At 53.9% G+C, this 6,850-nt stretch carries 2 protein-coding genes and 2 pseudogenes; 1 reads left to right on the top strand and 3 read right to left on the bottom strand.

Going from position 1 to position 6,850, the window contains the following annotated elements; translation table 11 throughout:
- Both BZJ18_RS16490 and recB read right to left on the bottom strand, forming a co-directional pair.
- A pseudogene (locus BZJ18_RS16490) lies at window positions 1-492 on the bottom strand (hypothetical protein); the annotation flags it as partial.
- Window positions 489-4,082 carry an exodeoxyribonuclease V subunit beta gene (recB, locus tag BZJ18_RS16485; RefSeq protein WP_077458380.1) on the bottom strand — a complete coding sequence of 1,198 codons (3,594 nt, stop codon included), beginning with the start codon at window positions 4,080-4,082 and terminating at the stop codon, window positions 489-491. The gene recB and the pseudogene BZJ18_RS16490, both read right to left, overlap by 4 nt.
- 52 nt (window positions 4,083-4,134) lie before the next feature.
- On the opposite strand from recB, the pseudogene BZJ18_RS16480 reads away from it, so the two are divergent.
- Window positions 4,135-4,497, top strand: a pseudogene (locus BZJ18_RS16480) (transposase); the annotation flags it as partial.
- 124 nt (window positions 4,498-4,621) lie between these two features.
- Here the strand turns inward: BZJ18_RS16480 and BZJ18_RS16475 are convergent.
- A partial coding sequence (locus BZJ18_RS16475) for a CehA/McbA family metallohydrolase (RefSeq protein WP_198532262.1) occupies window positions 4,622-6,850 on the bottom strand: 2,229 nt, incomplete at its 5' end.

Genomic DNA, 6,850 nt, shown 5'->3' with positions numbered 1-6,850 from the left:
AGGCTGGGTCAACGCGGTGGCTGCCGCCACTTTTTGCCAGTCTATCTCTGCCTGTGAGGCGGCAAATAAATTATCTAGGGTTTGTCTGGCCTCATCCGGTACCGGTAGCGCCGTCAGACGCTGGCGAATATGTCCCGCCACTTGCTGCTCGGCATGCCAGTAGCGATGTAAATACAATCGGTGTCCGGCAAGCACTAAGGGCGTCGCCTGCGTCCCGTCAGACACCACCGACGCCTGTGCCAATTGCTCGCTTGGCGCTTGGCTATCAATGTGCGCCAATAAAGGCTGCCAAGCGACGCCACTGGGTGGCTGCCACTGGTTTAAGTCAAGGCAGACATGGCCTTTGCCCACTTCGCGACTCAGCAGCRCCGCCCATACGGTGATAGCAGCCTTATCTAATTGGGTGTCTTCTTCGCCCATCAAACAAGCAAATTGCATATCAATCGCTCGCAATTCCCCGCGCTGGTAAAGTGCCATTAATGCTTGTTTCATACCGACTCTCCAGCAAACAGGTTGTCCAAGGCGTCAATCAGCGCCTTATCGGGACGGTGCGCGAATACACCGGTCTCGCCGCTATCACTGGCGCCCCGTAAAAAGAAATAAAACACGCCCCCCACATGGGTGTCGTAATCATAATCGGGGATCCGCTGGCGCAAAAAGCGGTGCAGCGCCAAGGTATAGATCTGGTACTGAAAGTCGTATCGGTGCGCGATCATCGCCTCTTTGAGCGCCTCAGGATGGTAATCGGCCACACTGTCCCCTAAATGGTTCGACTTCCAATCCAGCACGTAATACTTACCATCGGCGCGGAAGGTCAAATCGATAAAGCCTTTTAGCATCCCGCGCGCCGTGTCAAAGGTGAGCTGGCCAGCTCGGGCTGATAACGCATCATATCGCGCGGCGAGTCGATTCAATCGCTGGCAGTCGAGTGCGGCCAAAGGCATCACGAACTCCATCTCCGTTAATCGACTGGCGTTATCAATGTGGTTCAGCCTCAGCCCTTGCTCATTAAGCGGGTGTTTCAATACCTGAGTCATCCACTGCTGTAATATCTGGCACCACTGCGGGTCATAGTTCTCCAAGCTAAGGTGATGGGTAATAAGCTCAGCGACCTCTTCACGCATCAAATCCGCGGTAAAGTCCACCTCTTCAAATAAGGTGTGTAAAAAGGTACCGGCTCGCGCGCCTTTGGGAAACGCAAAAACCGACCAAGGATCCACCGCCACATCCGGCGTCTCCTCATCGGCGAGATCATCGTCCGCGTCCAAGTCGTAACTGGCTAATGTAGGCAAGGCGCTGACATGATGGCTTTGTTTTAACAGCCCTGAGTAACTGGTTAAGCGCCACTGACGGTCAATCTTGCCGTCAAACTGACGTGCGCTTAGCGCCTCGTGCGCCCCCGTTTGAGGGGTATAACGGCTATCGTCCGGCTCCGGTGGCGCAACCACAGCCACCGCATCACTCGCGCTCGCCAATCCAGCCAAACTCTCGGCCAGCAAGCTAGCATCACCGGCTTCTCCATGCTGGAGCAAATAACCGAGGGCCGTTAAGTGCAAAGCCGAGTCTTTTTGCCGACTGTTACCTTGTTTAAGGGGCGCACAGCCGATAAAACACCCATACACGGCACGGGTTACCGCCACATACAGCAAGCGGATATCTTCAGCCAGCCGCTCTTTTTCAGCCCGCTCTTTGCCTTCATCGACATTATCCAGCGCCAGCACTGGCTGATACTGTTCATCGTGATAAAACGGTTGGCTGCTTTCGCGATACTGACAAGCAAACGGCAAGTAAACCAAATCGTACTCCAAGCCTTTCGATTTATGGATGGTGACGATTTGCACCAAATCACGCTCCGACTCCAACCGCACCTGCTGCTCTTCCGATTGTTGAGCCGGCTCGGCCATTCGCTCTTGTAGCCAGCGGATCAGCGCGTGTGGGTTGTCCAATTGCTGGCTGGCACTTTGCAGCAACTCCGCTATATGCAAAAAGTCGGTCACACAGCGCTCGCCTTGCGGCATCGCCAACCAGTTTTCTGCCACTTGGCGGGCACTGGCGACTTGGCGAAGCATCGGCATCACCCCACGGCGCTGCCAGGTATCACGGTAATGGCTAAAGGCCACCACCTCTTGCTCCCACAAGGCTTCGTCTTGATTGAGTAACGCCAGCTGCTCAGCGGTCAGGCCAAATAAAGGGCTGGCTAGTGCCGACCGCAACTTACGCTCATTTTCAGGCTGCATGACCGCCACTAAGATGCGCTCAATATCGCTGGCGACGGGGCTGGCGAACACATTATCACGGTTAGAAAGATACACAGACGCCACGCCTTTTTCGGCCAGCGCTTGCTTGACCAGCTGTGCCTCGCGTCCGGTGCGCACCAACACAGCAATATTGTGCGGCTGAATGTCGGCTCGGCCGGAAGGCGTTTGTAGATAACTATTGCCCGCCACCGATTGGTTGAGCACCTGAGTGATGTGCTGTGCGGTACTCACCGCTAGGGTCTGTTCAAAATCTTGCTTGCTACACAATTCATTCGGGCTGTGGTGCCAAAAGGTGAGCGCGGGCTGCTCGTTTCCCTCCACCACCAGCGCTTTTTGTTTGGCACTAGGCGACGAGTCCACCGCTAAAAAGGGAATGCTGTCTTGATAAACAAACGGCGCCTTCGCACGTGAGAACAAGGCATTGACCCCGCGCACCATACCATCTGTCGAACGCCAGTTGGTAGCGAGGTTATAGTGATCACTCACCTGTGCACGGGCATGAATATAGGTGAAGATATCGGCGCCACGAAAGGCATAAATCGCCTGCTTAGGATCGCCAATCATCATTAAACCGGTGCGCTCACCCTCTTCCTCTGTGTCTGTCTCTGCGTCTGCGAATACAGGGGCATCGTCCGCYACTGGCGGCTGATAGACAGTACTAAAAATCTGATATTGAAGCGGGTCGGTGTCTTGGAATTCATCAATCATTGCCACCGGATATAAGCTGCGAATACGTGCAGCCAACTGGCCTTGGCTATCTTGGTCAAGTGCGCTGGCAAGTTGAGAAAGGAGATCGTCAAACGAGAGCCACCCTTGACGGCGTTTTTCTTGGCGGAGCAGCTGCCTCACTTCTTTGATCGCCAGCACGGTTAATCCCGGCTTTAACGTCGGCGGCTGATCAACCAATGCCTGAATTTGATCAAATAGCGCCAGACTCGGTGGCTCAGCTTTACTCTTAGCCGCCAAGGTTTGTTGGGCGAATTTTTCCAATTTGTCGGGCAATTGGTAATCAAGCGTCTCGGCATTGGCCCATTGTTCCATCGCATTAAGCCAGTTCGCCAGATGATCTTTACGATAACTGCGGCCATCGAGCTTGGCGGCGCTGAGCTGGTCGGTGATCTGCTCCCCCGCCTCGCGCCATGCGCGCTTCACCGCATCAATCTTGGCAATCGCCGCTTGGTGTGCCGCCAATAGATCTTCGCCGAGCTCAGGCGCCTTGACCGTGACAGCCGGTCCGGATAAGTAGGGCGCAATCTCTTTTAATAAGGCCTCTGGTGCGGGCCAGTAGCTGCTCACCAAACCGGCTAACGATTTAGGCAGCGGATAAAAACGACGACGCCAAAAATCGGCCGCCGCGCGCGCTTTGATCTGTCGCTCGTCGGTGACAAATTCATGACTGAACAGGCTGCCCGATTCAAACGCATTTTGGGTCAGCATCCGCTGACAAAAACCGTGAATGGTATAGATGGCCGCCTCGTCCATCTGACGTTCGGCCTCTAACAGTCGCTGCGCCGCGGTTTTATGATCGCTAATCTCTGCCAGCAAAGGGCCAATGATAGGATCGTCACTCTCACCGCGCATAAAAGCAAAACGTGCCTCATGAATGCGACGCCGAATACGGTCTTTTAGCTCTTGGGTTGCCGCTTCGGTAAACGTCACCACCAGTATTTGCTCGACCCGACACGGCGCTGCGCGGCCATGCCCAAGCAACAATCGCAGGTACAAACCAGCAATGGTAAATGTCTTACCGGTGCCGGCGGAGGCTTCGATTAATCGGACGCCATCAAGTGGCAAGGTGAGCGGGTTGAGGATCTGCGGTTCCATATCATTATTTCATCGCCTAGTCTGCCCGCTATTGTAGCAACCCCTTGGGGTAAAACATATTCTAACCAAGACAATCGAGCGGAGCCCACTAGCGTCACGATCAAAAAGTTATGGCAAAAAGATATACAAGCGACGAAGTGAGACTGTGGAGCGAAGCTTCGCCGACGCTAAGCAGCATCATGGACATCGCTACGCACGCTTCCGAGGGCTTGCAAATGTGCAAATGCAATGCTGGCTGGCGGCGGCGGCGGCTCAAAACATCAAGAAGATAGCGTTAGTGGTGAGCTATCTAAGAAAATGTATAGCGTTAGTGGTGAGCTATCTAAGAAAATGTGGCTTTAACATGGCGGATATAAGGCAAATACTGGCTTCTATCCGCCAATTTAGGCGTTGGTCGGTAACGACCACTCTCTAACAAAAAATATCGCGATCGCGGCCTACGGCCGCTTATCAAAAAGAACCCCGCCTAAAAAGGCGGGGTTCGTCAGCAATCTGAGGCCAGCATGGCTGGCCTTGGTTCGTTTATTGAGACTCAACACTTACGACTGAAGCCACACTGGGTTGGTCCATGCCGTGCTGCCGTCTTTGTCTTCCACTTCTAGGTTGATCCAACCTTCTGCATCCGCAGGGATTGGCAGTGACAGCTCAAGACGCTGGGTGCTCTCTTCGGGGTTAATAGTGATGGTTTTAAGCACCTCACCATCTTGGCCGATTAAGCGTACTTCTTTGAGGCCATCAGCGGCGACGACGTTAATATCCCATTGATCACCTGCCTTGGCGGTTTCACCAAACATGATGTTTTGTGGGTACAAGATTGGTCCCTGCGTGGCATAGCCGTGACCGGCTTTTAACGCTTTGGCAAAGGCGAGCGGCGTCAATTCGCCGTCAACGTGCGCCATCATACGAATACGACCGGTGAGCTGGTTCCACGCATCATGGGTATCAGTACCGGCGGTGAGATACATGGCTTCGCCTTGATCCCAAAGCTTGTGCGCTTTTTCAAGGGTCGGCTCGTTATCGACACGTGCGTTAAGCTCCATCAGGTCGAAACGGTCGGTCTTACCGCCCGGCACCGCATCCTTAGCGATATTGGTGAAGTAGCCATAATCGTTATATGGATGGTTCATCGGCACCACTTCTGCACCCATGTCATGTGCAGCATCAATCAGAGTATGTACGTCATCAGTACCCGGATCGACCGTCAGCGCGGCGCCATTATCGATGGGGAATGGGTTCATGTGACCCCACGATGGCGAAATCTCAATGGATGGAATGAAAGGCACACCACGTTTTGCTGATAAATCAGCAAATACTTTGTGATTAATGGTGGAGTCGTGATCACTGATAAAGGTCAGATCCAAGTCGGTTGCCAACTGAGCACGCACCACGATTTCTGGTGGGGTTACCCCTTCCAACACATTACCGTGGTGGTGCAAGTCTGCGCCATACCAATGGTTACGATTCGGGAACGTCACCTGAGGCACTTTCACCACTTGTTGATTGGTTTTGCCCGACTCGAGCGTGACATCCAAGGTTTGTGATTCTGCAGTAAAGCCCGCACCGGCGTTAATGCCTAGCTTGTATTCACCCGGTGCCAGTTTTAGCTCAGCATGGCCGGCTGGCAGCAAGTCAGTGAAGAAGGTGCGTTTACCCAAAAATTCAACCGGTGGCGCTTGGCCTTCAATGATAGTCACACGCGCATCTTTGGGTACACCAGAGGTCGCTTCTTCCACGTTAAGCGCAAGCGTCGCTGGGCTTTTCAGCGATGTGAAGTCCAGTGTCTGCTCACTGTCCGCACTGACGGTAATAGATTGCGGCTGGCTGTTCGCATGGCCGGTTGCCGTGCCGTATACTTGGTACTTGCCTTCTGGCAAGGCCATGCTGTACTGACCATCTTTAGCAAGCGTCCACGCGTAAGGGTGGCCGTCTTTTTCAATCATCACAATCGCATCGGCAGGCACGTTACCATTGTCGGCGCGAAGTTGGCCGCTAATGGTGCCCGTCGCTTCGCCATGACGCTCAGCTTCGGCTTTAACAATCGGCGCCATATCACCGTTTGGAACAACCTGGAGCTTTGAGTCAAAGGTACGAGTCTCACCGGCTTTAAGCGTGTGGCCCAAATACATGTCGCGGCCGTTGTATTTGATGCGATCAAAGTAAGGCGCATGCAACGCAAACGCCCAATCTCGGTCATACGCCACCATGCGATCGGCAAGGGCATTCTCGGCCATCGCTTCTTCATTGCCTTCAAGGCCCGGCACTGCGAACTGATAACCCGTATCCGGCCAAATCGTGTGGCCTGATTCCAGCTCAAGATCGTCTTCGCCTTGGTTGCTCATCACGGTTTTCAGCCCAATCGAATCAGAGCCAGCTTCCAAGGTATACCAAGTGGTAATGTCGACCTTGTCGAAGTTACGGCTCACTTTGATCACCGCTTTTTCATCGCTGTCTTCCACAATCTCAATCGACTTACGCTCGTTCGGCCAAGCCGACCAGCTGTTGGGGATGAAATCTGCAAAAGCGACTCGGTCTAGATCAATTTTGCCATTTTTCACCGCCGCGAGATCCACCAAGGTGCCACGTGGCACACCCCACGGTGGCGCAGACTCAACCGCCAATGCAAACGCGACATGCTCGTTTTTTACAGTGATGTCTTGGGCGTGCGTTGCCTCGCCGTCGGGAATCGCCGTTTTACCCTGTGTAATGCTGACGTCGGCATGCGCTGAGGCACCCAACAGTAGTCCAGACACTAAGGTCGCCACCGCGCT

This window comes from Salinivibrio sp. IB872, assembly GCF_001995345.1.
Taxonomy (GTDB): domain Bacteria; phylum Pseudomonadota; class Gammaproteobacteria; order Enterobacterales; family Vibrionaceae; genus Salinivibrio; species Salinivibrio proteolyticus.
The sequence above is the reverse complement of the archived record's forward strand: the minus strand, read 5'-3'. Positions and strand labels throughout refer to the sequence as shown.